This is a genomic window from Halomonas caseinilytica (assembly GCF_001662285.1).
GTDB lineage: Bacteria > Pseudomonadota > Gammaproteobacteria > Pseudomonadales > Halomonadaceae > Halomonas > Halomonas caseinilytica.
This window is the reverse complement of record NZ_BDEO01000005.1, coordinates 86,213-109,596: the sequence shown is the minus strand read 5'-3', so window position 1 is coordinate 109,596 and position 23,384 is coordinate 86,213. Positions and strand designations below refer to the sequence as shown.

General features: G+C 64.7%; 20 protein-coding genes. 10 read left to right on the top strand and 10 right to left on the bottom strand.

All coding sequences use genetic code 11. The features are described from left to right. Positions 1 to 70 precede the first annotated feature (70 nt). The 3 genes from hisH to hisF are packed head-to-tail and all read left to right on the top strand — an operon-like array spanning position 71 to position 2,286. Positions 71 to 712, top strand: coding sequence for an imidazole glycerol phosphate synthase subunit HisH (gene hisH, locus HSDC_RS06140; RefSeq protein WP_064699065.1), 642 nt, complete (start codon positions 71 to 73; stop codon positions 710 to 712). 44 nt (positions 713 to 756) lie between these two features. Beyond that, a complete protein-coding gene (gene hisA, locus HSDC_RS06135) occupies positions 757 to 1,509 on the top strand; it encodes a 1-(5-phosphoribosyl)-5-[(5-phosphoribosylamino)methylideneamino]imidazole-4-carboxamide isomerase (RefSeq protein ID WP_064699064.1) in 753 nt (250 codons plus the stop codon). Between the two features lie 3 nt (positions 1,510 to 1,512). Beyond that, the gene (gene hisF, locus HSDC_RS06130) at positions 1,513 to 2,286 is read left to right on the top strand and encodes an imidazole glycerol phosphate synthase subunit HisF (protein ID WP_064699063.1); all 774 of its coding nucleotides are present in this window, start codon (positions 1,513 to 1,515) and stop codon (positions 2,284 to 2,286) included. A 273-nt stretch (positions 2,287 to 2,559) separates the two neighbouring features. On the opposite strand, the gene HSDC_RS06125 is transcribed toward hisF, so the two are convergent. Further along, the gene (locus tag HSDC_RS06125; protein ID WP_064699062.1) at positions 2,560 to 3,375 is read right to left on the bottom strand and encodes a metal ABC transporter permease; all 816 of its coding nucleotides are present in this window, start codon (positions 3,373 to 3,375) and stop codon (positions 2,560 to 2,562) included. Beyond that, a complete protein-coding gene (locus HSDC_RS06120) occupies positions 3,372 to 4,100 on the bottom strand; it encodes an ATP-binding cassette domain-containing protein (RefSeq protein WP_064699061.1) in 729 nt (242 codons plus the stop codon). Before HSDC_RS06120 ends, HSDC_RS06125 begins: the two co-directional genes overlap by 4 nt. A 127-nt stretch (positions 4,101 to 4,227) precedes the next feature. Between HSDC_RS06120 and HSDC_RS06115 the strand changes: the two genes are divergently transcribed. The 4 genes from HSDC_RS06115 (at position 4,228) to HSDC_RS06100 (ending at position 7,964) form a co-directional block, all read left to right on the top strand. After that, the gene (locus HSDC_RS06115; RefSeq protein WP_064699060.1) at positions 4,228 to 5,202 is read left to right on the top strand and encodes a zinc ABC transporter substrate-binding protein; all 975 of its coding nucleotides are present in this window, start codon (positions 4,228 to 4,230) and stop codon (positions 5,200 to 5,202) included. 115 nt (positions 5,203 to 5,317) lie between these two features. Beyond that, entirely contained in the window at positions 5,318 to 6,034 is a 717-nt protein-coding gene (locus tag HSDC_RS06110; RefSeq protein ID WP_064699059.1) for a metal-binding protein ZinT, read from the top strand. Between the two features lie 200 nt (positions 6,035 to 6,234). Beyond that, on the top strand, positions 6,235 to 7,233 hold the full coding sequence (gene thpD, locus HSDC_RS06105) for an ectoine hydroxylase (RefSeq protein ID WP_064699058.1): 999 nt from the start codon (positions 6,235 to 6,237) through the stop codon (positions 7,231 to 7,233). A 65-nt stretch (positions 7,234 to 7,298) separates the two neighbouring features. After that, entirely contained in the window at positions 7,299 to 7,964 is a 666-nt protein-coding gene (locus HSDC_RS06100) for a fumarylacetoacetate hydrolase family protein (protein WP_064699057.1), read from the top strand. A 142-nt stretch (positions 7,965 to 8,106) separates the two neighbouring features. Here the strand turns inward: HSDC_RS06100 and HSDC_RS06095 are convergent, their stop codons facing one another. From HSDC_RS06095 to HSDC_RS06080, 4 genes are all read right to left on the bottom strand, one after another. Next, positions 8,107 to 10,449, bottom strand: coding sequence for a glucose/quinate/shikimate family membrane-bound PQQ-dependent dehydrogenase (locus HSDC_RS06095; RefSeq protein WP_064699056.1), 2,343 nt, complete (start codon positions 10,447 to 10,449; stop codon positions 8,107 to 8,109). Between the two features lie 319 nt (positions 10,450 to 10,768). Then, the gene (gene speA, locus HSDC_RS06090) at positions 10,769 to 12,682 is read right to left on the bottom strand and encodes a biosynthetic arginine decarboxylase (RefSeq protein WP_064699055.1); all 1,914 of its coding nucleotides are present in this window, start codon (positions 12,680 to 12,682) and stop codon (positions 10,769 to 10,771) included. Between the two features lie 8 nt (positions 12,683 to 12,690). Beyond that, positions 12,691 to 13,650, bottom strand: coding sequence for a homoserine kinase (locus tag HSDC_RS06085; RefSeq protein WP_064699054.1), 960 nt, complete (start codon positions 13,648 to 13,650; stop codon positions 12,691 to 12,693). A 92-nt stretch (positions 13,651 to 13,742) separates the two neighbouring features. Then, on the bottom strand, positions 13,743 to 14,036 hold the full coding sequence (locus tag HSDC_RS06080) for a DUF2782 domain-containing protein (RefSeq protein WP_064699053.1): 294 nt from the start codon (positions 14,034 to 14,036) through the stop codon (positions 13,743 to 13,745). A gap of 159 nt (positions 14,037 to 14,195) precedes the next feature. On the opposite strand from HSDC_RS06080, the gene polA reads away from it, so the two are divergent. Beyond that, positions 14,196 to 16,961 (top strand): DNA polymerase I, encoded by a 2,766-nt coding sequence (gene polA, locus HSDC_RS06075; RefSeq protein WP_064699052.1) that lies wholly within the window; start codon positions 14,196 to 14,198, stop codon positions 16,959 to 16,961. Between the two features lies 1 nt (position 16,962). Here the strand turns inward: polA and HSDC_RS06070 are convergent, their stop codons facing one another. Together HSDC_RS06070 and HSDC_RS06065 are read right to left on the bottom strand one after the other, a co-directional pair. After that, positions 16,963 to 17,313 carry an antibiotic biosynthesis monooxygenase family protein gene (locus tag HSDC_RS06070; protein WP_064699051.1) on the bottom strand — a complete coding sequence of 117 codons (351 nt, stop codon included), beginning with the start codon at positions 17,311 to 17,313 and terminating at the stop codon, positions 16,963 to 16,965. Next, a complete protein-coding gene (locus HSDC_RS06065) occupies positions 17,310 to 18,422 on the bottom strand; it encodes a cytochrome P450 (RefSeq protein ID WP_064699050.1) in 1,113 nt (370 codons plus the stop codon). The genes HSDC_RS06070 and HSDC_RS06065 overlap by 4 nt, the downstream gene beginning before the upstream one ends. Positions 18,423 to 18,544: 122 nt before the next feature. On the opposite strand from HSDC_RS06065, the gene HSDC_RS06060 reads away from it, so the two are divergent. Further along, complete coding sequence (locus HSDC_RS06060) at positions 18,545 to 19,243, top strand: ArsR/SmtB family transcription factor (protein ID WP_064699049.1); 699 nt, start codon at positions 18,545 to 18,547, stop codon at positions 19,241 to 19,243. A gap of 85 nt (positions 19,244 to 19,328) precedes the next feature. Here the strand turns inward: HSDC_RS06060 and HSDC_RS06055 are convergent, their stop codons facing one another. Further along, entirely contained in the window at positions 19,329 to 20,357 is a 1,029-nt protein-coding gene (locus tag HSDC_RS06055; protein ID WP_064699048.1) for a Fe(3+) ABC transporter substrate-binding protein, read from the bottom strand. A 211-nt stretch (positions 20,358 to 20,568) separates the two neighbouring features. On the opposite strand from HSDC_RS06055, the gene HSDC_RS06050 reads away from it, so the two are divergent. After that, entirely contained in the window at positions 20,569 to 21,693 is a 1,125-nt protein-coding gene (locus tag HSDC_RS06050; RefSeq protein ID WP_064699088.1) for an ABC transporter ATP-binding protein, read from the top strand. On the opposite strand, the gene HSDC_RS06045 is transcribed toward HSDC_RS06050, so the two are convergent. Beyond that, positions 21,640 to 23,259 (bottom strand): ABC transporter permease, encoded by a 1,620-nt coding sequence (locus HSDC_RS06045; RefSeq protein WP_170862795.1) that lies wholly within the window; start codon positions 23,257 to 23,259, stop codon positions 21,640 to 21,642. The genes HSDC_RS06050 and HSDC_RS06045 overlap by 54 nt on opposite strands. Positions 23,260 to 23,384: the final 125 nt, after the last annotated feature.

Sequence of the window (23,384 nt, the reverse complement as noted above, 5' to 3'; positions counted from 1 at the left end):
GCCGCGCCGTGGAGCGCGAGACGCTTGAGTCAGGTTTCCCGAACCCGTCGACCGATACGAGGAGCATCTCATGACCATTGCCGTCATCGACTACGGAATGGGCAACCTGCATTCCGTCGCCAAGGCATTGGAGCACGTGACTCACGAGAATGTCGTGGTGACCCGTGATGCTCGGCGCATCCATGGTGCCACCCGGCTGGTTCTGCCCGGTCAGGGGGCCATTCGCGATTGCATGGGCGAGCTGGAGCGTACGGAATTGCGTGGCCTGGTGGAGGAGCTGCTGGCCAGCCAGGACAAGCCGCTGCTGGGCATCTGTGTCGGCCAGCAGATGCTGCACGAACGTAGCGAGGAGAATGGTGGCATCGATTGTCTGGGTTTCATGCCCGGCCAGGTACGCCATTTCCCCGCCGACATGCGCGACGAGAACGACAACCGGTGCAAGGTGCCGCACATGGGCTGGAACCTGGTACACCAGCATCAGGACCATCCGTTGTGGCGCGGCATCGACCAGGATGAGCATTTCTATTTCGTGCACAGTTACTATGTCGATGTCGACGACGACACCACCCTGTTCGGCACCACCGCGTACGGCCGTATCTCGGCCCATGTGGCGACCGGCCGCGATGCCACCTTCGCCGTGCAATTCCATCCGGAGAAGAGCTCCCGGGCTGGACTCAGGTTGCTGGAAAACTTCGTTCACTGGATGCCCTGAACGGCGCCCGGCCTACCGCCGGGCCCCGCCCTGGAGGATTTGACATGCTGGTAATTCCCGCCATCGATCTCAAGGATGGCACGTGCGTTCGCCTCAAGCAGGGGCGCATGGACGACGCTACCACCTATGGCGACGACCCGGTGGCCATGGCCGCTCGCTGGGTCGAGGCCGGGGCTCGTCGCCTGCATCTGGTCGATCTCAATGGCGCCTTCGAGGGGAAGCCGATCAATGGCGAGGCAGTCACCGCCATTGCCCGTGCCTATCCGGACCTGCCGATCCAGATCGGCGGCGGCATTCGTAGCGCGGCGACCATCGAACATTACCTGAAGGCGGGAGTCTCTCAGGTCATCATCGGCACCAAGGCGGTCAAGGAGCCCGATTTCGTCACCGAGATGTGCCGGGCCTTTCCGGACCACGTGATCGTCGGTCTCGATGCCCGCGATGGTTTCGTGGCCACCGATGGCTGGGCCGAGGTGTCCACCATCAAGGCCACCGAGCTTGCCAAGCGCTTCGCCGACGACGGCGTCTCCGCCATCGTTTATACCGATATTGCCCGTGACGGCATGATGGGTGGCGTCAATGTCGAGGCCACCGCTGAGCTGGCGCGCCAGGGCGGGTTGCCGGTTATCGCCTCGGGGGGCGTCACCAACCTCGATGACCTGCGGTCGCTTGTCGAAGCAGGCGAGACGGGAATCCTCGGTGCCATCACCGGCCGTGCCATCTACGAAGGCAGCCTGGACGTGGCCGAAGGGCAGCGGCTGTGCGATGAACTCACCCGCCAACGAACCGGGAGCTGAACCATGGGACTCGCCAAGCGCATCATCCCTTGCCTGGACGTCGATGCGGGACGCGTGGTCAAGGGCGTCAACTTCGTCGGCATCCGCGATGCCGGCGATCCGGTGGAGGTCGCCCAGCGCTACAACCACCAGGGGGCCGATGAGATCACCTTCCTCGACATCACCGCCAGCCACGAGGACCGCGACACCACGGTGGAAATGGTCGAGCGCATCGCCGGCGAGGTGTTCATTCCCTTGACCGTGGGCGGCGGCATTCGCACCTGCGACGATATTCGCACCATGCTGAATGCTGGCGCCGACAAGGTCTCGATCAACACGGCCGCCGTGCACAATCCCGACTTCGTTCATGAGGCCGCGGAACGTTTCGGCAGCCAGTGCATCGTGGTGGCCATCGACGCCAAGCGGGTCTCCGGCGAGAACGAGACGCCGCGCTGGGAGATCTTCACCCATGGTGGCCGTCGTCCCACCGGCCTGGATGCCGTCGAGTGGGCGCAGAAGATGGTAGAACTGGGAGCCGGTGAGCTACTGCTCACCAGCATGGACCGCGATGGTACCAAGCAGGGCTTCGATCTTGGCGTGACTCGTGCCATCAGTGAGGCGGTCAGCGTGCCGGTGATTGCCTCCGGTGGCGTCGGCAATCTCGATCACCTGGTGGAAGGCGTCAAGGATGGCGGGGCCGATGCGGTACTCGCCGCCAGTATCTTCCATTTCGGCGAGTACAGCATTCCCGAGGCCAAGCGTTACATGGCCGAGCGTGGCATCGAGATGCGCCTTTAGGGGAAACACGGTATACATGCCTGCGCATGCAGATCGCTGCGCTCTGGCTGCCATCCTTGTCGGCTACCCTGCGGGCCCATCTAACGACGCTACCGGTTCGCTCCTGGCGAACCGGTACGCGGTGCTGGTGCGCCAGCCCGGTCGAAAGCTCGCCTAACCTCATGTTATGTCTTGCCTTCTGTGCTCCAGACGCCTTGCGTGACCCACATGGATGTGGGGAAGGCGATGGCCCGTCGGGCACGGGCCTGGCTTCCCGCGTAAATCAGCGTTTCCCTACTGGCCCGGGGCCTTCATGGCGCGGGCCTTCACGCGACCGGCCAGGCTGGACAGGGCGAACAGGATCGCGGCCAGGCTGACGATGGTCGGACCGGTCGGGGTGTCCAGCCAGAAGGCCGCCTGCAGGCCCCCGGTGGTGGCGCTCGCCCCGAAGGCGGCGGCGAGCAACGCCATGGTTTCCGGTGTGCGGCTGAACGGGCGGGCCGTGGCGGCGGGGATGATCAGCAAGGCGGCGATCAACAAGACGCCTACCACCTTCAGTGCCACGGCAACGACTACCGCGAGCGACAGGGTCAGGATCAACTGCTCGCGTTTCGGGTCGATGCCACTGGCGTAGGCGAGGTCGGTATTGAGGGTGGCGGTCAGCAGGTTCGACCAGCGCCAGCCCATCAATCCCAGCACGAGGGCCGCCCCTGCCCAGATGATGGCCAGGTCGGGCTTGCCGACGGCCAGGATGTCGCCGAACAGGTAAGCCATCAGGTCGATACGTACGCCGGATACGAAGGATACCGCCACCAGGCCGAAGGCAAGGGCCGAGTGAGCCATGACGCCAAGCAGAGTATCCATGGCATAGCCCCGTCCGCTCAGTGACGAGACGATCGTCGCCATGACCAGTGACGTGACCAGCACGCCGGCGAGGATCGAGGTCGACAGGACCAGCGAGAGGGCCACGCCGAGGACCGCGGCGTGAGCGGTGGCATCGCCGAAATAGGCCATGCGCCGCCACACCACGAAACAACCCAGTGGTGCGGCGGCCAGGGCAACGCCGATGCCGGCCAGGGCGGCGCGAACCAGAAAGTCGTCGAGGATCATGAGGCCAACTCCGCTGGCGCTTGTTGATGGGAGTGGTCGTGACGGTACAGGGCGAAGGCATCCTGAGTGTCGTGCCCGAACATGGCGCGGTAGGCTGGCGAGGAAGCCACGCGCTCCGGCGTGCCTTCGCAGCAGATGGCCCCGTTCAGGCAGACGACGCGATCCGAGGCGCGCATCACGACATGCAGTTCGTGGCTGACCATCAGAACGCCGCAGCCGAGCTCGCGGCGTACGCTTTCCAGCTGGCGGTAGAAGTCGGCGACACCGCGCTGGTCGAGTCCCTGGGTCGCTTCGTCGAGAATCAACAGGTCGGGGGACTCCAGCAAGGCGCGGGCCAGCAGGATGCGCTGGAATTGGCCGCCCGACAGTGAATTCATCTGCTGTTGGCTCAGCCCGGCGGCGCCTGCCCGCTCGAGAGCCTGGTCGATCCGCTCGGCGTGCTGCCGACGAGGCAATCCCATGAACCTGGACACCGTCATCGGCAGGGTCGGGTCGAGATGAAGTCGCTGCGGGACATACCCCAGAACCAGTTCCGATGACCGTGCGATGCGTCCTCGTGAAGGTGTCAGCGAGCCGATGATGGCCCTCAGTAGGGTGGTCTTCCCCGAGCCGTTGGGGCCGACGATGGTGACGATCTCGCCGCGCTCGATAGTGAGCTGGATATTGTCGAGGATGGGGCGTCCATCAATGTCGACATCCAGGTGTTCGATGGTCAGCAATGTCATGGTGTCTCTATCGGAAGCGAACAAGGGTGAAGCTGGGCAGCGCAGGATGGCGTGCTTGACATTATTGTTATGTTATAACATAAATGTTTGCCGCTCAATTCACCTGACTGCGCCCCTGGAGGATGCCATGCCAATACGCGCTCGCCATTGCTTGATGGCGCTGCTGGGAGCACCGGCCATTGCGGTCGCCGATGTGCCGGATGTGGCGGTGGACATCCCGCCGGTCCATTCGCTCGTCGATCGTGTCATGGGAGATCTGGGCTCCCCCGAACTCGTGATTCAGCCTGGCGCATCACCGCATGGCTATTCCATGCGGCCATCGGAAGCCTCCGCGCTGGATCGTGCCGATGTCGTGTTCTGGATCGGCGATGACCTGACGCCCTGGTTGGGTGAATCGCTGAAGAGTCTGGCCGGCGATGCCGAGAGCGTCGCCCTGCTGGAGGTGCCTGGCACGAAGACGCTGGCGTTTCGTCAGGGGGCCACCTTCGAGGCCCACGATCATGATCATGGGCATCATCATGGTCACGACCACGACCACGACCATCATCATGCGTCTGGCGGTCATCACCATTCGCATGATGGCGAAGATCCACACGCCTGGCTCGATCCGGAGAATGCCCGTGTATGGCTGGATGCCATCGCCCAGTCGCTGGCCGACGCCGATCCGGAGCACGCGGAGACCTATCGGGAAAACGCACGCCTCGGCAAGGAAGCGCTTGAGGAACTGATCGGTGAGCTGGAGGAGCGTCTTGCCGGTGCCCATGACGCCCGCTTCATCGTCTTTCACGATGCCTATCAGTATTTCGAGCAGCGCTTCGATCTTGCGGCTGCCGGGGCGATTTCTCTGGGTGATGCGTCGGACCCGAGTCCGGCGCGCATCGATGAGCTCAGGGACATGGTGCAGGAGCTGGGAGTCGACTGTGTCTTCAGCGAACCGCAGTTCAACCCGCAACTGGTGGAAAACGTGTTCGGCTCGACCGGAATCGACACGTCCATCGTGATCGATCCTCTGGGAACGGAGTTGTCGCTCGGTGAAGCGCTTTATCCGCAACTTCTTCGCCAGTTGGCGGATGGCGTGGCGCAATGCGCCACGGAAGCCTGATCGCGGTGTCGCACCGCTTGTGGTCCGGCATCGAGAGACATCAGTAACACATTGATAAATAACGTAAAAGAACGAGTGGTTCATCCACTCGAACTGTTGAGCAAAGGAGAGAAGCATGAGCATGCCATATATGAAGAGGGCGAGCGTTCTGGCCATCAGCCTGCTGGCCATGACGGCGGGTCAGGCGGCGATGGCACATGAGAACGGCCACGATGAGCATGACCACGATCATGGGCACAGCCACGATCATGGCCACGACCACGACCACGACCACGACCACGACCATGGCCATGACAGCGATATCTACGCAGGTTATTTCGACGACAGCCAGGTGAAGGACCGGCCGCTTTCCGACTGGGAGGGTGACTGGCAGTCAGTGTATCCCTACCTTCAGGATGGCACGCTCGATCCAGTCATGGCCTACAAGGCGGAGAAGAGCGATGAGAAGACCGCCGAGGAATACAAGGCGTACTACGCGAAGGGCTACGAGACGGATGTCGATCGCATCGTGATCGACGGCAGTACCGTGACCTTCCATGAAGATGGCGAAACGATGTCCGGCGAATATGCCTACGATGGCTATGAGATCCTGACCTACGAGGCCGGCAACCGGGGCGTGCGGTTCATCTTCGAGCTGCAGGAAGGCGGTGATGAGTTGCCCGAGTACATCCAGTTCAGCGACCACAGCATCTACCCGACCGATGCGGGCCATTACCACCTCTACTGGGGCGATGACCGGGAAGCCCTGCTGGACGAGGTCACGAACTGGCCGACCTACTATCCCTCCAGCATGAGCGGCGACGCGATCGTCCGCGAGATGAAGGCCCATTAGGGCTGCCATGCTCGGCCCATTGGCTCGCCAATGGGCCGTCTCGCTCCGGTGTGTCGGGCCTCATTGCGTACACGCCCCTTGAAAACTCCCCCTGACGCCACCACCCTCCCACGCGGGTCCAGCATGGACCGCCCGCGGCTGACCGCCGTCGGTAACGAGATCGAATCTGAACCATTCCGACTTTCATAAGGAGGTATTGGATGTCAGTGCAGACATCGTCCAGCCGACCGCTGCCACAAGCGAACGCCAAGACCGATCTGAATTTCCTCGAAGCAGAGAGCCGGGTGCGGAGTGCCCCGCTTCCGGATGAGGATCCCTATCCGACCCGTCTGTCCGAACCGCTGGATCTCCCCTGGCTCAATCGCCGCGAGCCGGTGGTCAAGGGAGGCGAAGCCGATGGGCCGCTCTCGTCCTCGCAGCTCGACACCTTCGAGCGCCAGGGCTTTCTATTCGAGCCGGATTTCCTGAAGGGGGAGGAGCTCGATGCGCTGCGCCGCGAGCTCGATGCCCTGCTGGCCCGAGATGATTTCCGCGGACGCGACTTCGCCATTACCGAGCCGCAGGGCAACGAGATCCGCTCGCTGTTCGCGGTGCACTTCCTGTCGCGGGTCTTCAGCCGCCTGGCCCACGATGAACGCCTGATGGGCCGCGCCCGCCAGATTCTCGGGGGCGAGCCCTATGTCCATCAGTCGCGCATCAACTACAAGCCTGGCTTCGAAGGCAAGGGCTTCAACTGGCACTCGGATTTCGAGACTTGGCACGCCGAGGATGGCATGCCCGCCATGCATGCGGTGAGTGCCTCCATCGTGCTGACCGACAACCACACCTTCAATGGTCCGCTGATGTTGGTGCCGGGCTCGCATCGCGTGTTCGTGCCTTGCCTGGGCGAAACGCCGGAGGATCATCATCGGCAGTCGCTCAAGACTCAGGAGTTCGGCGTACCGAGCCGCGAAGCACTGCGCGAGTTGATCGATCGGCACGGTATCGAGGCGCCCACCGGCGCGGCAGGTGGCCTGCTGCTGTTCGACTGCAACACCCTGCACGGTTCCAACGCCAACATGTCGCCGGATCCGCGCAGCAATGCCTTCTTCGTCTACAACCGTCGTGATAATCGTTGTGTCGAGCCCTATGCGGCCGCCAAGCGCCGCCCGAGCTTCCTGGCGCATGCGCCGGATGAGCCGTGGTCGCCGGATAGCTGACTCGAGCGTAAACTGAAGGAGCCGGGCCCTGCTGGGCCTCACCCGTAGAAGGAGTCGAGTCGGATATGCGCTTCGTTCCCCGTTTCACCGATGGCCGGAGTTTTCCGGAACCGCTGGGCAAGATCGTCTGCGTCGGTCGCAACTATGCCGAGCATGCCCGGGAGCTGAACAACCCGGTGCCCAGCGAGCCGTTGTTGTTCATCAAGCCGGCCACCAGTGCCGTGGATCTGGCCTCGCCCATCCAGCTACCGCTTGCGCGTGGCGAGGTACATTTCGAGACGGAACTGGCATTGCTGATCGGCGAGCCATTGAGTGCGGCCGCGCCCGATCAGGCGGAGCATGCCATTGCGGGGATTGGCCTGGCGCTGGACCTGACGTTGCGCGATGTTCAGGCACGTCTGAAGGACAAGGGGCAGCCTTGGGAAGTGGCCAAGGCCTTCGATGGAGCCTGTCCGATATCGGCTTTCCTGCCGCTCGCCGAGACACCCAACTGGAGTGCCCTGGAGTTTACCCTGGAAGTGAACGGCGAGCGCCGACAGCACGGCCTGGGAGCTGACATGCTGTTCTCGGTGCCGACACTGCTGGCGGAAATGAGCCGCCACTTCACGCTGCTGCCGGGGGACGTGGTGCTGACCGGTACGCCCGCCGGCGTGGGGGAATTGCCTCGCGGTGCAGCGTTGCGCCTTCAATTGACCGGAGGTCTGACAGTGGAGACCCGGGTCGCGGAATGAACCCGGGTCGGCGCATCGTGGCCGAGCCAGACTGAGAGCCTCGGCCGATATACCTCAACGACAAGGCCCCGCCGGGTTACCCGGCGGGGCCTTGTCGTGGTGGGGCTTGCCCCGGGCGTTCAGCAAGCCCGGGACAGCAGGGCTAGTCCTGCTTCAGCTTGTAGGCCACCACGTAGTCACCGATGGTGGTACCGATCGAGCCGTGCCCGCCGGCCACCTGGACGACCATCTGCTCGCCCTGGCTGTTGAGGTAGGTCATCGGTGTGGCCTGGCCACCGGCCGGCAGGCGGGCTTCCCACAGCTGCTCACCGGTGCTGAGGTCATAGCCGCGCAGGTAGTCGTCCACGCTGGCGGCCAGGAAGGCTACGCCACTTTCGGTGATGATCGGTCCACCGATGCCCGGCACGCCCATCTTGATCGGCAGCGGCAGCGGCGTCATGTCTTCGATGGTGCCGTTCTTGTGCTTCCAGACGATCTCGCCGGTGCGCAGATCGGTGCCGGCCACGTAGCCCCAGGGCGGTTGCTGGCAGGGCACGCCGAACGGCGACAGGAAGGGCTTCATATCGACCGCATAGGGGGCGCCTGCATTCTCGTTCAGGCCCTGTTCTCCCTGGTTGGTCTCGCCCAGGTCAGCGCCTTCCTTGGGCACCAGGGTGGAGGTGAAGGCCAGGTAGAGCGGCATGCCGAACATCACCTGGCGCTTGGGGTCCACGGCGATGCTCCCCCAGTTGAAGACCCCGAAGTTGCCCGGGAAGACAATGGTGCCTTGCTCGGAGGGCGGGGTGTACTGGCCCTCGTAGCGCAGCGACTTGAACTGGATGCGGCACATCAGTTGGTCGAGCGGCGTGGCCCCCCACATGTCCGCCTCGCGCAGGGTCGGCGGCCGGAAGGTCAGGCTCGAGATTGGCTGGGTCTCGGCGGCATGGTCACCCTCGATGGTGCCCTGGGGTGCCGGCTGCTCGGAAATCGGCAGGATCGGCTCGCCGGTCTCGCGGTTCAGCACATAGACATCGCCCTGCTTGGTGGGGATCACCAGGGCCGGCTGGGTTCCCTGCTCGGTATCGAGATCGAGCAGGCTGGGCTGAGCCGGGGTGTCCATGTCCCACAGGTCGTGATGCACGAACTGCTGGACCCACTCCACCTGGCCGGTTTCCAGGTTCAGCGCCACCACCGAGCTTGCGTACTTCTCCTCGGCCTCGCTGCGGTACATGCCGAGTTGGTCAGGCGTGCGGTTGCCCATGGGGAAGTAGACCATGCCCAGCTCTTCGTCGGCGCTGGCGATCGACCAGCTGTTCGGGGAGCTGGTGGTATAGGTCTCGCCCTCGGCGATCGGTGAGGTCTCGTCCGGGTTGCCGGCGTCCCAGTTCCATACCAGTTCACCGCTCTTGGCGTCGTAGGCGCGAATCACGCCGGAGGGAGACTCGACGGCATAGTTGTCGTTGACTGAACCGGCGACGATGACCTTGCCGTCGGCCACGACGGGGGGAGAGGTGGAATAGTAGAAGCCGGCCTGCTTGAACGGCATGTTGTGCAGCAGGTCGAGTTCGCCGTTGTCGGCGAAGTTGCTGCAGCGTGCGCCGGTCGCCGGGTCGACCGCGACCAGGCGGGCATCGGAGGTCGGCAGGAACAGCTGGGCGTCGCACTGCATGGCGTCCAGGTCCTCGGCCGGTCCGCTGGCGACCTGCACGTCAATGTCGTCCGCCTCGCCGGAGCTCGGCGGCAGGTAGGAGACGCCACGGCAGGTCTGGTGCTGGCGCGAGCTTTCCGCCGGCACCTTGGCGTCATAGACCCACTGTTCTTCGCCGGTATCGGCATCCAGGGCAATCAGCCAGTTGTGCGGCGTGCACAGGAACAGAGAATTGCCCACCTTCAGCGGAGTCGCCTCGTAGGTGGTTTCGGTAACGTCCTCGGGGCCTTTCACGTCACCTGTCTGGTACTGCCAGGCCAGCTCCAGATCACCGACGTTCTCCGGAGTGATCTGCTCGAGCGGTGAATAGCGCTGCCCCAGGTTGCTGCGCCCGTAGGCGTGCCAGCTTTCCTTGGGCGTGTCCCCGGTGGCCGGCTCTTCGGCGACCACGTCGCGGCTCAGCTCGCCCTCGATACGGTGAGCGTCGACGCTGAGGCTGGCGAGAGTGCCCACACCGATGATCGCCCAGACCGGCAGCAGCAGGGCCAGGCCGGCGCGACTGCCCCCCTTGGCCGGGATCAGCAGCGGGATGGCGAGCACCAGGAAGAGGCCCAGCCGGGTTGCCAGCGGCCACCAGTCGTAACCGGATTCCCAGAGCGACCAGGCGGCGGTCGCGATCAGGAAGAGCGCGTATAGCATCTGAGCGGTGGGGCGACGCGAGCGCGTCAAGGCCCCGACCACGATCAGGACGATGCCGGCCAGTGCGTAGTACCAGCTACCGTCGAGGGTGATGAGCCAGATGCCACCTCCCAACAGGGCCAGTCCTACCAGCCAGAAGATGAGCGAAAGAATGATCATGATCCAAGCTCCTTGCCATGGAAGAAGCCCTGAATAAGGTCGCGATGCCGGTATTCGCACGCCAGCCCGATCTCGGTTGCGCTCGCCGTGCCGCCGAATGGAGCAGACTGTACCGAGCCATCATTCGGCGTTTGAATCCGTTCGTCGATTTATCCAGTGCTTGCGGAGTCGTTGATTAATTTCATTTTATAATAGTTAGCCTGTGAAACAAAGGCGGCCACCCGTGGCGGCCCGTGTGACGCCTCGTCCCGGACGCAGCGTTACCATCACTATGGTCTAATGGACCGGAGATGTCAGTGTCGAATGCGTCGAAAACCGTTCATTCCAGGTAGGTATACCCTTCCAGACCGGCGGAGAGGTCATGCCGGAACTGGTACTGCTCGTCGTCGCTCAGGTCGCTGGCGGCGAGTTGCTCATCGAGCCGTGCGCGCAGGGCATCGGCATCGAAGTTGACGTACCCGAGCACGTCGGCGACCCGATCGCCGCGCAGCAGGTGGTCGAAGTGCCACTGGCCATCGGCATCGAGGGAGGCATCCACTGAGTCAGTATCGCCGAACAGGTTGTGCAGATCGCCGAGGATCTCCTGATAGGCGCCGACCAGGAAGAAGCCCATCAGGCGCTCCTCGTCGTCGCGCCATTCCGGCAGCGGCAGCGTGGATTCGACCCCCTGGCCGTCGACATAGCCATCGATGCGGCCGTCGCTGTCGCAGGTGATGTCCTGGATCACCGCGCGGCGCGAGGGCTCACGGTCGAGGCCGGAGAGTGGCAGCACCGGGAATATCTGGTCGATTCCCCAGACATCGGGCACCGACTGAAACAGCGAGAAGTTGACGAACAGCTTGTCGGCCAGCTTTTCGGCCAGCTCGTCATGGATCTCGCGATGGGCGCGGTTGCGGGGGTCCAGCCGCTCGCGCAGGCGAGCACAGGCAGCGGAATGGACGCCTTCCCCCTCGGCACGCGCACCGAGGTCGGCCAGACCCATGACGAAGCGGTCCTGGAGTTCGCCCAGCGCCTGGGTCAGGTCGTGCCAGGCCTCGACCAGCCCGCGCGGGTCATGCAAGGCGTGCAGTTCGTCGTGGACCCGCCACAGCTCGGCTACCTGCGGGTCGCCGGCGTGGCAGCGCGTCTCGGGGGCTTGGGTATCGGGGCGCTCCTCGCCGATCACGTTGGTGATCAACACCGCATGATGGGCGGTCAGGGCCCTGCCGGATTCGCTGAGCAGGTGGGGATGGGGCAGCCCTTCGCTGGCGCAGACCTGGGAGAAGGCCGAGACGACGTTGCGGGCATATTCGCGCATCGAGTAGTTGATCGAGCAGAAGCTGCGCGAGCGAGTTCCCTCGTAGTCGATGCCCAGTCCGCCACCGACGTCCACGGTATCCACTGGCGCGCCCATCGCCAGCAGGTTCTGGTAGAAACGGGCGCATTCACGCAGGCCGCGCTGGATGTCGTGAATGTTGGCGATCTGTGAGCCCAGGTGGAAGTGCACGAGCTGCAGGCTTCCCAGGGCGTCGGCCTCGGTCAGGCGAGTGACCACAGCCTGGATCTGGCTGGCGGTGAGGCCGAACTTGGACTTCTCGCCCCCGGTATTCTGCCATTTTCCCTTGCCCACCGAGGCGAGACGGGCCCGCAGTCCGATGCGTGGCACGACGCCGAGATGCTCGGCCTCCTCGAGGATCAGCGGCAATTCGGAGAGCTTCTCCACGACCAGGTAGACGCGATGTCCCAGCCGTTCGCCCATCAGGGCCAGGCGGATGTATTCGCGGTCCTTGTAGCCGTTGCAGACGATCAACGAGGGGCCGTCGCCGGAGAGCGCGAGAACCGCCAGCAGCTCGGGCTTGCTGCCGGCCTCCAGACCGACGCGGCCGCGACCACGCTCCTGGGTGGCGAGGATCTCCTCGACCACCCGGTGCTGCTGATTGACCTTGATGGGATAGACGGCCGTGTAACCACCATCGAAGTCTTCCTCGGCCATGGCGCCGTCGAAGGCGGCACAGAGCTGCTCGACGCGGTCGTGGAGGATGTCGGTGAAACGTACCAGCACCGGCAGGCGCAGCCCCGCCTCGCGAAGCCGTGTCGCCAGTGTCGTCAGCGGCAGGGCAGGCCCTTCGGCGTCTTCGCCGAGTGGTCGCACCAGAGCCTGGCCGCCATCATCGACATCGAAATAACCGCTGCCCCATTGATCGATGTTCCAGGTATGCCGGGCGCGATGCGCGGGGCCGGCGGCACTGCTCATGGAGGCCTTCAAGACGTGACCTCGGGAAGCGGCAGGGCACCTTCCTCCAGGCGTCGCTTGAGGATGGTGCGGAACTGATCGGGATCGTGGGGCGTCAGGTCATGGGCCGGCGGGTCGACGTAGACCACCAGCAGCCGCGAGAGCCAGTAGCGCAGGGCCGTCATGCGCAGCATCATCGGCCAGGCATCGCGCTCGGCGGCTTCCAGCGGGCGCTGGGCCTGGTAGGCGGCGAGAATGGTGGCGTAGCGTTCGGCGTCGAGGCGACCGTCGGCCTGAGAGGCCCAGTCGTTGATGACGATGGCCAGGTCGAACAGCAGATCGCCCGTGCACCCATTGTAGAAATCGATCATGCCGCCCAGGCGGTCGCCGTCGAACAGGGTGTTGTCGCGGAACAGGTCGCCGTGGAGCGCGCCCTGGGGCAGTTCCGGATGCCCGTCGAAGAAGCCCTGGTAGATTTCCACCTCGTCCATCATCAGCGCCTGATCCTCGGGCGAGAGATAGGCCAGAACCTTGTGGTGCATGGGCAGCAGCCAGTGCAGGTCGCGCGGGTTGGGGCGATGTCCGGGGAAGCGTTGCGAGACCTTGTGCATGTGGCCCAGAGCATCGCCCAGGGCGCGGCACTGCGCCAGGTTGGGATGATGGGGATGTTGCCCCGGCAGGCGCGGAAACAGCAGGGCCGGCTTGTCGGCCAGGCTGTGCAGGGCGATGCCGTCGTGATCGTGCAGGGGGCCGGGGACCGGTAGACGGTGCTCGTCGAGGTAGTCCAGCAGCTCGACGAAGAACGGCAGTTCCTCATGCTCGCCTTGCTCGAAGAGGGTCAGCACCAGTTCCTGACGATCGGTGGTGACGAAGAAGGTGCTGTTCTCGGTGCCGGCGGGCACGCCTTCGACGGCAACCAGCGAGCCGGCGTCGAAGCGGCTCAGGAATGCCGCGACCTGGGCGTCGGTAAGCGGTGTGAATACGGCCATGTGTGTCTCGCGCGGGCTGTGCCAAATCGCCTATTGTAGCGGCTTGGCGCGTCGATGCACGACTACCGGGGCAGGTTGTGCCGCACCGGGGGTCAGCCGTCCTGCCGTACCCATTCGGGGACGGTGATATCGTTGCCCTCCTGGCGCTCGAAGTTGCCGTCGCCGTCCCTGTCGACCAGATAGTAGGATGGGCCCGAGGCGGGCTGGATCTCGATGGCATAGAGCACGCCGTCGACCCGGTACTCGCGAATGGTGCGATCCGCTTCCTGGCGGGTGGTGATCTCGGGGTCGGGCGAATCGCCGGACTGGGCCAGGGCCGGCAATCCGGCGAGCAGCAGGCCGCCACCGACCAGCAAGGCGGCGAACGGACGAAACAGGGACAGCATGGCAATCTCCGGGGCTGCAGTCATCTCCCCTAGTGTATGCCGTCGTCCGGTCGAGGCATACCGTCCGGCAAACATCGGCGGCTATGCGTATCATGGGGACTCAGGATGGCGCTTTCTTCCCGGACATCATTTTACTCAGACATCAATGGATGCCGATTCATGGCCGACACCCCCATCGTACTCGTCGACGGTTCTTCCTATCTGTATCGAGCCTTTCACGCTCTGCCGCCATTGACCACTTCCGGTGGCCAGCCCACCGGTGCCGTCAAGGGTGTGCTCAACATGCTCAAGCGCTTGCTCAAGGATTATCCCGACAGCCCCATGGCGGTGGTCTTCGATGCGCCCGGCAAGACCTTCCGCGATGATCTCTACGCCGAGTACAAGGCGCAACGGCCGCCGATGCCGGACGATCTGCGCGCCCAGGTCGAGCCGCTGCACGACTGCGTGCGGGCGCTCGGCCTGCCGCTGCTGTGCGTCGAGGGCGTGGAAGCCGACGACGTCATCGGCACCCTGGCCCGACATGCCGCCGAGGCCGGGCGCGATGCCGTGATCTCCACCGGCGACAAGGACATGGCGCAGTTGGTCAATGGCCACATCACCCTGGTCAACACCATGAAGGACGAGACCCTCGACACCGCCGGCGTCGAGCAGAAGTTCGGCCTACCGCCGAGTCTGATCATCGACTTTCTCGCGCTGATGGGCGACAAGGTCGACAACATTCCCGGTGTGCCCGGTGTCGGCGAGAAGACCGCCCTGGGGCTGCTGCAGGGCATGGAAGGGGGGCTGGAAACCATCTATGCCGACCTGGAGAAGGTCAAGACGCTGGGGTTTCGTGGCGCCAAGACGTTGCCGAAGAAGCTCGAGGAGAATCGCGAGCAGGCCTTCCTGTCCTACGAGCTCGCCACCATCAAGACGGACTGCGATCTGCCGGTCGGCCTCGACGACCTGAATATCGCCCGCCCCGATCGCGAGGCGCTGCTCGCCCTCTATCGCCGACTGGAGTTCAAGAACTGGCTGGCGGAGTTGCTGGAAGGCGATGACGAGGGTGTCGATGACGTGGCGGGGGGCACTGCCACGCCCGAGGCGAGTGACGCGGAGGAGGCCGGCGGGAGCGGAACGCGCCGCGATGTGGTGATCACCGAGCAGGCGGTGCTGGACGAGTGGCTGGCGCGTCTTGCGGACAGCGAGGCCTTCTGCTTCGATCTGGAGACCACCAGCCTCTCCTACATGGAGGCCGACATCGTCGGCGTGGGACTTGCCCTGGAACCAGGGGAAGCGGCCTACATTCCGCTGGCGCACGATTACCTGGATGCGCCTGAGCAACTCGATCGCCAGGCCGTGCTCGAGGCGCTGGCCCCCTTGTGGGCCGATGCCGGCAAGGCCAAGATTGGCCAGAACCTGAAGTACGACATCTCGGTGCTGGCGCGTCACGGCTACGAAGTGGCCGGTGCCCTGCACGACACCATGCTCGAATCCTATGTGCTGGATTCCACGGCCACCCGCCACGACATGGATTCCCTGGCGTTGAAGTACCTGGGCGAGAAGACGGTGAGCTTCGAGGAGATCGCCGGCAAGGGCGCCAAGCAGCTCACTTTCAATCAGGTTGCTCTGGAGCAGGCCGCGCCCTATGCCTGCGAGGATGTCGATATCACCTTGCGGCTGCACCGCGAACTACGCCCGCGGGTCGACGGGCAGGGTCGGCTGGCCGAGGTGCTCGACAACATAGAACGACCGCTGGTCCAGGTATTGTCGCGAATGGAGCGCAACGGGGTCGCGCTGGATCCCGAGCGGCTCCACGAGCAGAGCCGGGAGCTGGACGAGCGCATCCGCGAGCTCGAACAGCGCGCCCATGAACTGGCTGGTCGCGAGTTCAACCTCGGTTCACCCAAGCAACTGGGCGAGATCCTGTTCGAAGAGCAGAAGATTCCGGTCATCAAGAAGACGCCCAAGGGCGCGCCCTCGACTGCCGAGGCCGTGCTCGAGGAGCTGGCGCTGGAGTATCCGTTGCCCAAGGTGATCATGGAGCATCGCGGCTTCTCCAAGTTGCGCTCCACCTACACCGACAAGCTGCCCAAGCTGGTCGATCCTTCGACCGGGCGTCTGCACACCAGTTACCACCAGGCGGTCACCGCGACCGGGCGCCTGTCGTCGTCCGACCCCAACCTGCAGAACATCCCCATTCGCACCGAGCAGGGCCGACGCATCCGCCAGGCATTCGTGGCCCGACCGGGCTACCGGCTCGTCGCCGCCGACTACTCACAGATCGAGCTGCGCATCATGGCGCACCTGTCGGGCGACAAGGGCTTGCTCGATGCCTTCGCCGAGGGCCGCGACATCCACGCCGCCACCGCCGCCGAGGTCTTCGGCGTGGCGCTCGACAAGGTCTCCGGCGAGCAGCGGCGCAGCGCCAAGGCGATCAACTTCGGGCTGATCTACGGGATGAGCGCCTGGGGACTGGGGCGCCAACTGCATATCGAGCGCAACCAGGCGCAGATCTACATCGATCGCTATTTCGACCGCTACCCCGGCGTGGCGCGCTACATGGAGCGCATTCGCGCCCAGGCAGCGGAGGACGGCTATGTGGAAACCGTCTTCGGTCGACGGCTCCATCTGCCGGAGATCCACTCCCAGAATCGCAATCGGCGCCAGGGCGCCGAGCGTACCGCGATCAACGCGCCGATGCAGGGCACGGCCGCGGACATCATCAAGCGTGCCATGATTGATGTCGACGACTGGCTGGCCGAGGATGACATCGATGCCATCATGGTCATGCAGGTTCATGATGAACTGGTCTTCGAGGTCGCGGAAAGCGAGGTCGACACCTTCATTGAACAGGTCAAGGCCCGCATGCAAAGCGCCGCCGAGCTCGACGTGTCGCTGACCGTCGAGGCGGAGAGCGGCGCCAACTGGGACGAAGCACACTGAGTCAGCGGTCCGCGTGGACTGTGCGGCTGTCAGGGGGTGCTTGCTCGCGGTCGTGCAAGCCGTAGTCGCGCTCGATCCGGGCGATGCGCAACCGATAGTCGGCGAATACCGAACGGCGGCCCGCTTTCTGGGCCGCGCGGTGGGCCTCCAGGCGGCGCCATTCGGCGACGGCCTGCTCGTCGCGCCAGAAGGACAGCGACAGCAGGCGATCGGGGTCGGCCAGGCTCTGGAAGCGTTCGATGGAGATGAATCCCTCCACGTCCTCGAGCAGCGGCTTGAGCTCGGCGGCGATGTCCAGGTAGCGCTGACGCTGGTTGGGATGCGGCTGGGCTTCGAAGATGACGGCGATCATGCGTGTTCCTCCTGTGTCGAAGTGAGGCGGGGGATTCGGCCGTGCCGCGATGGCAGGTAGCCTTGATGGTGAAGGGTGTTGACGTATTCACGACGCTCGAGCAGGCCGGTGATGACATGGGTGGCAATGCCCAGTGCCAGGCGTCTTCCCGGGCAGTGGTGACGTCCCGCGCCGAAAGAGAAGCTGATGCGCTGGCGACGCTCGAGGCGGAAGTGGTCGGCATCCGGAGTCAGGGCAGCATCGCGGTTGGCGGAGGCGGTCAGCACCAGAACGGTGTCGCCGGGCTTCAGCCATGTATCCCCCAGTTGGCAGGACGCCGCGACGAAGCGCTGGGTGCTGTGTACCGGCGGGTCGTGGCGCTCGACCTCTTCGATCATCGTGGCCACGCCTTCGGGTCTGTGAGCGAGCGCATCGCGTAGCGACGGGCGCGCATGCAGGGCGAGCATGGCATTGCCGATCAAGCCGGCCGTGGCGTCATGAGTCTGCGACAACAGCCCGATCAGGTTGGCGACCAGGATGTCCGGGGCCAGTGTGCCCTGGGCTCTCGTGGGGAGAGTCTCGAAGCGGGATACTGTCGCCATCAATGCTTCAGCGGCCCGGTGGGCAGCTTCGCGTTGGACGCTGGTGCCGAGCGGATTCAAGCCGGCCACGAAACGCGATGTTTGCGCGGCCAGCCAAGCTTCGTGCTCTGGTGGGCATCCGAGCAGGGCGGCGATAACCATGACCGGAACACGAAACATGGCGTCCGATGGCGCGGGAACATCCGATGCGCTGAGTCGATACCGCGTCAGCCTGGCGATCTCTTCGTCATCCAGGGCGTTCAGGAAAGGCATCAGGAACCGCCTGGGAGCCTGGTGGGCCTCGCCTTCGTTCATTCTCATCAGTCGACCGAAGAGTTCGCCGGCGGGGCCATCGGCGATCGTGGCGGGGACTGGTTCCTCGTGCGGTCGCACGTGGCAAGCGGGCTGCTCGAAGGCCTCGGCGACGGTGGCGGCGTCGCTGGCGACCCAGAGACCCGGTGCCTCGAGATAGTGAAGGCCACCGTGTTGACGCAAGTTGGCGTAGGAAGGATAGGGATTCGGGTGGCTTGGAGGATCGAGGGTAAGCATCGTGCATTCCTTTGTGCGTGTCCGGCATGATGGCGCTAGAGTCGTTCAGTCAGGGGCCTGACATGGCGTACCGACCCAGTATCGGTGCCTGTCGCGGGTCATGATTCGATCGGGAGCGAAATATGGCAGTCACGGATCTCGCGATGTCCCGGGTGGCGGCGGCGATCGCCGAGCCGGCGAGGGCCCGCATGCTGTGCGCGCTCATGGACGGCCATGCGCGGACCAGCACCGAGCTGGCGGTGATCGCTGGGGTCGGCCCGCCGACGGCCAGCACTCATCTGGCGCGTCTCACCGAAATGGCCTTGTTGCGGCGGCACGTTCAAGGTCGTCATCGTTACTATGCGCTGGAGGATCCGAGCGTCGCCGAGGCCCTTGAGGGGCTGATGGTCATCGGGCAAGGAGCGGCGCCAACCTTCGCGCCGAACACGCCGCAGCGCCTGCGCTTCGCTCGGACCTGCTATGACCATATGGCCGGCGAGCTGGCGGTGACGCTCCACGATGCCTGTGTCGGGGCCGGCTGGCTGGTGCCCGCTGCCGATGCGGGGAGTGACTATCGGCTGACCGAGGAAGGGGCGCGAGCCTTCAGCGCCATGGGCGTGGACGTCGCGGCGGTGCGGGCTCGCCGACGTCGCTTTGCTCGTCCCTGCATGGACTGGAGCGTGCGTCGTCCGCATCTGGCGGGAGCCCTGGGAGCGGCCCTGCTGGAACTGGCCATCGGTCGGGAGTGGGTACGGCGTGACCTCGACGGCCGGGCGCTGACATTGACGTCAGCGGGGCGACGGGGGCTGGGGCGTCGATTCGGTATCGAGATGCCCGGCTAGCGTGCCGGGGTGAGCGCCGGAAGGAAAGGCGGGCCCGCGATGATGTCGCGGGCCGTCACTTGCAGGGATTGCGAGAATGAGCCACCTATCTCCAGCCGACGCGGTCGAAGATCTTGATGGCCTCGGGGTTGTTTTCGCCCAGTTCGCTGATGTTGAGCTGGTCCTTCTTGAAATCTCCCCAGGATTCCAGCACATCGCTCTTTTCGGCACCTTCGACGACCGGGAATTCGTAATTGCCCGCGGCGAAGGCCTGCTGGGCCTCGTCGGAGGCGAGGAACTCCAGGAAGCGAATGGCATTGTCCCGGTTTGGCGCGTTTTCCACGACGCCGGCGCCGCCAACATTGACGTGCGCACCACGGTCATCCTGATTGGGGAACAGGATCTCGACCTTCTCGGCGGCTTCCCGGTCGGCGTCGTTATCCGATTTCAGCAGGCGAACGTAGTAGTAATGGTTGGCCACGGCGATATCGCACTGGCCGCTGGCGACACCCTTGATCTGGTCGGTGTCACCGCCTTCGGGGTCGCGAGCCATGTTGTCGACCACGCCCTGTGCCCAGGCTTCGGCTTCCTCGGCGCCGTGATGGGCGATCAGCGAGGCGAGCAGAGACTGGTTGTAGATGTTGTTCGAGGAGCGAATGCACACCTGGCCCTCGAAGCGCGGATCGGCCAGGTTCTCGTAGCGGGTGAGTTCGTCGGCGTCGACGTTGTCGGGGTTGTAGAAGATGGCGCGGACGCGCTGACTGAAACCGAACCACTTGCCTTCCGGGTGGCGCATGGCGTCGGGCAGTCGCTCGGCCAGCGTTTCGGACTCGATGCTGGCGAAGATGCCTTCCTGTTCAGCGCGCCACAGGCGGCCGGCATCGACGGTCATCATCACGTCGGCAGGGCTGGCTTCGCCTTCGCGGAGAATGCGCTGGATGAGCTGGTCGGAATCGCCCTCGAGAACGTTGACTTCGATGCCCGTTTCTTCGGTGAAGGCGTCGTAGAGCGCCTGGTCGGAGTCGTAGTGCCGCGCCGAATAGATGTTGAGCTCATCGGCGGCGGCGCCGGTGGTGAAGGCCGCGCCGGTCAGCAGGGCGGCAAGCGGTATGACGAGTCGCTGGGAATGGAACATGCGTAACCTCTCAGGCGTGTTGGAAATGATTTGTTGATGTTAATGCGTTGCATTTCCTGTCAAGCATTGAAGCGCCTGCCGGCGAGGGCGTCAACCTCGGGGTGCGCAGAACGTTGACGCAGGCGTTGAGGGCTGCAGCGTTGAAAATCGCAACGTGTCGAAGATGCTTTCGCGTTACCATGACGCTCGAACTTTGCTGTCGGCGACTGCCATGCACCAGGCTCCCTTTCAGAATGCCGCCGAGCCGTTCGCCTCGGAGGCGCCCATCGTCCTGAGCATGCAGGACATCCATCACGCCTATGGCCGCCACACGGCGGTGGCGGGGATCAATCTGACGGTACGCCAGGGCGAGGTCGTCTGCCTGCTGGGGCCTTCGGGGTGCGGCAAGACGACGCTATTGCGCATCGTTGCCGGTCTCGAGGTTCTCCAACGGGGGCATGTCGAGATCAATGGGCGGCCCCTGGGGCAGCCGCATGTGCCGCCGGAGCATCGCAATGTCGGCTTGGCCTTCCAGGAGTCGGCGTTGTTTCCCCATCTGAGCGTGCTCGAGAACGTCACCTTTGGGCTGGCGTCGTTGCCCGCTCGGCAGCGCCGCGCACGTGCCATGGAACTGCTCGCCCTGTTGGGGATGGAGGACTACGCCGGCAGTTATCCCCACACCCTGTCGGGCGGGCAGCAGCAACGCGTTGCCCTGGCCCGAGCCCTGGCGCCGGAACCCGGCTTGATGCTGCTCGACGAGCCGTTCTCGAGCCTCGATGCGCGACTGCGCGACCGCATTCGCGACGATACCCTGCACGTCCTCAAGAAACTGGGAGCGGGCGCCCTGCTGGTGACCCACGACCCGGAGGAGGCGATGTTCATGGCCGATCGCATCGCCCTGATGCGTGAAGGCCATGTCGTACAGATGGGTACGCCCCGGGAACTCTATTGCGAGCCGGTCGACCCGTTCGTGGTGACCTTCTTCGATACGGTCAACGAGCTGACCGGCGAGGTCCGCGGAGGGCGCGTAGCCACGCCGGTGGGCGAAGTGGCGGCACCGGCGCTGGCGGAGGGTGAGCGAGCGCGGGTGATGATCCGTCCCGAGGCGTTGCGGGTCGAGGCACTGGCGAAGCCGCCGACGACGACCCATAGCCATGTGATCATGGCCAAGCTGCTGGGACGAGCCAGTTTGCTGCATATCTGCGCCCATGGCGCCGATGGGCAGGAGGCGCACCTGCATGCCCGGGTGCCGGGCGTCTTTCTGCCCGAGGAGGGGCAGCCGGTGGCGATAAGCCTGGATGCTTCACAGGTGTTCGTCTTTCCCGCCGGGACGCGCGCCGCGCATGGCGAGGCTTAGCAGCACCACGGGCATGATGCCCACCACGACGATCGTCAGTGAGGCAGTGGAGGCCTCGGCGAGCCGTTCATCGGTGGCCAGGTTGTGAGCGCGCACGGCCAGGGTGTCGAAGTCGAAGGGGCGAAGGATGATGGTCGCCGGCAACTCCTTCATCACGTCGACGAAGACCAGAATGGCGGCGGCCAACAGGCTGCTGCGCATGATCGGGGTATGGATTCGACGCAGGGTGCCGCCGGCGGTCTGTCCCAGGGTGCGAGCCGCCGCGTCCATGTTGGGCGTGACCTTGCCGAGGCTGGCTTCCAGGGCATTGAACGATACCGCCAGAAAACGTACCACATAGGCATAGATCAGAATGAAGGCCGAGCCGCTGAAGATCAGGCCGGCGATAACGCCAAAGTGTGTGCGTAGCCAGCCATTGATCTGGTCATCCAGCCAGGCGAAGGGAATCAGGATGCCCACCGCCACCACCGAGCCGGGCACGGCGTAGCCCATGGCGGCGATGCGGGTGGCGGTACGGGTCGTCGGCCCCGGGTGCAGGCGAGCGCCATAGCTCAACAGGAGTGCCAGGGCCACGGCGACCAGGGCGGCCAGGGCGGCAAGTACCAGACTGTTGCCGGCGAACTCGAGGAAGGCGGGGCCGAACAGGCTGTCGCCACCGGTCAGGGCAAGGTAGAGCAGCAATCCACCGGGGATGAGAAAGCCCACCAGTACCGGCGTCAGGCAGGCCAGGCAGGCCGCTGCGGCTCGCCAACCGGCAAGCGGAAACTCCGGCAGGCGCCGGTAGCGGCCCGTGGTGTGGAAATAACGGCGCCTGCCGCGCGAGACGCGCTCCAGCAGTACCAGGCCTATCACGAAGGTCAGCAGACAGGCCGCTAACTGGGCGGCCGCGACCTGCTCGCCCATGCCAAACCAGGTGCGGTAGATGCCGGTGGTGAACGTGTCGACGCCGAAATATTGCACCGCGCCGAACTCGTTGAGGGTTTCCATCAACGCCAGCGAGACGCCGCCGACGATCGCCGGACGCGCCAGGGGCACGGCCACGCTGCCGAACAGCCGCCACGGGCCGCATCCCAGGGTGCGCCCCACATCCAGTACGCACACCGACTGTTCGAGGAAGGCCGCCCGGGTCAGCATGTAGACGTAGGGATAGAGCACCAGGGTGATCAGGGTGGCGGCTCCGCCCAGGGAACGGATGTCCGGGAAGACATAATCGTCTCGCCCCCACTCGAAGGTCGCCCTCAGCCAGCCCTGTACCGGACCGGCATACTGCAGGAAGTCGGTATAGGCGTAGGCGATCACATAGGTCGGCACCGCCAGCGGCAGCAACAGGGCCCATTCGAACAGACGGCGTCCCGGGAAACGACACATCACGATCAGCCAGGCCGTGCCGGTGCCGATGATGAAGGTTCCCAGGCCCACCATGATCACCAGCAAGAGAGTGTTGGCGAGATAGCGACCCAGTACGGTGCTGGCCAGGTGCTGCCAGACGCCATCGGTGGGCATGACGATATGGGCGAGCACCACCAGGACCGGCAGCGCCACGATGGCGGCGATCCCCAGGGTCAGCAGATTCCAGGCATCGAGTCGTAGCCTCGATCGGAGGGCCGTCGGTACGGAGCGTGAAAGACGGGTGCGGGACAAGCGGGAGGTCTCCCGGAGGCAGACGAAGCGGCGGACAGTGCCAGCATATC